The sequence below is a fragment of the Streptomyces sp. NPDC045899 genome, from assembly GCF_056431485.1.
Genome location: NZ_JBWKKP010000065.1, coordinates 3,362 through 4,498 on the forward strand (window position 1 = coordinate 3,362; position 1,137 = coordinate 4,498).

A 1,137-nucleotide genomic window follows, 5' to 3' on the forward strand; every position below is an offset into this window, starting at 1 on the left:
CCTACAGCGCCGCCTCCGCGACCCGCAGCAGCATCCCCTCCTTGCCGCGGACCTTCTTCAGCTCCGCCCCCAGCTCCTTGTCGACCTTCCGCTCCGCCCGCGTGTTGATCTTCAACACAAGCTGGATGAACAGGTCCACCAGCGAATCGGTGATCTCCGTCTGCCGGACATGGCACAGCGCCGCCAGCAGCGTCAGCCGCCGCGGCGGCTTCATCCGCTCCAGGTTCGCCGGGTACTCCTTCGCCGCACGTGCCCGCCAGGCGTCCACCAGCTTCTCCGACACGTCAGCGAACAGGTCCGCGGGCAACTCCAGCCGCCGCACCCGCTCCAGCTTGTTCACCTCCGTCAGCAGGCTCTCCAGACCCGGGGCACCGGGGTCCGTCTTCAGCTCGGCGAAGTGCGAGCGACCGCCCCCGGCCACCGCGCCGTCACCATCGGCGCCCGCGTCGGTGCCGTCGCCCGCGACCAGGTCCTCCAGCCGCGAACGGGTGGCGTGGCTGAGCCGGTCCGTCGTGCTGCGGCAGAACCGCTTCTCGAAGTCCTTGATCGCCTTGCCCACCAGCCGCCGCACCTGCCCCGGCGCCGGCGGCTCGATGAGGTCGTTGCGGCACCGGGCCACCACCGCGGCCGCGAGCCGGTCGCGGGACAGCTCCACCGGACACAACTCGGTAGCCAGCCACGCGCCCAGCCGATCCTGGTCCTCCTCGGTGTTCGCCCGGAACCCGTACGCCGCGCGAATCTCCTTGCGGTGCCGCTTGATCCGGTCACCCTGCCAGTCGTAGGCACCCCACGCCTCGGCTGGCACCTTCACCTGCTGAGCGACATACTCCGCCGCGGCGGCCGGCACCTCCTTAGCCGACTCCGGGAATCGAGCCTCCACCTCGAAGAACTTCAGCAACAACGCGAACCCGAGCCGGGTTGCCCCGGACTTGTTCCGCACCCGCTTCATGTCGTCTTCAAGCAGCGTCCAGACCTCGATGAGGTCCTCCGGCTCCCAGTCCTGCCGCACCCGCGCTCCTCCACCCCACCGCGATCACTCGTTCAGCTCAACGAGACGATCGAAGGAGGGAAACGACAGCCCCGGGCCGTCACTCAGCGCTACACGCCACCTGGCCGTAGCTATACGAGAACAGGGCC

The 1,137-nt window shown here is 69.2% G+C and carries 1 protein-coding gene; it reads right to left on the reverse strand.

Annotated features, from left to right (window positions below; translation table 11 throughout):
- Position 1: 1 nt before the first annotated feature.
- Entirely contained in the window at positions 2-1,009 is a 1,008-nt protein-coding gene (locus AC07FT_RS36295; RefSeq protein WP_479180432.1) for a DUF4158 domain-containing protein, read from the reverse strand.
- Positions 1,010-1,137 lie beyond the last annotated feature (128 nt).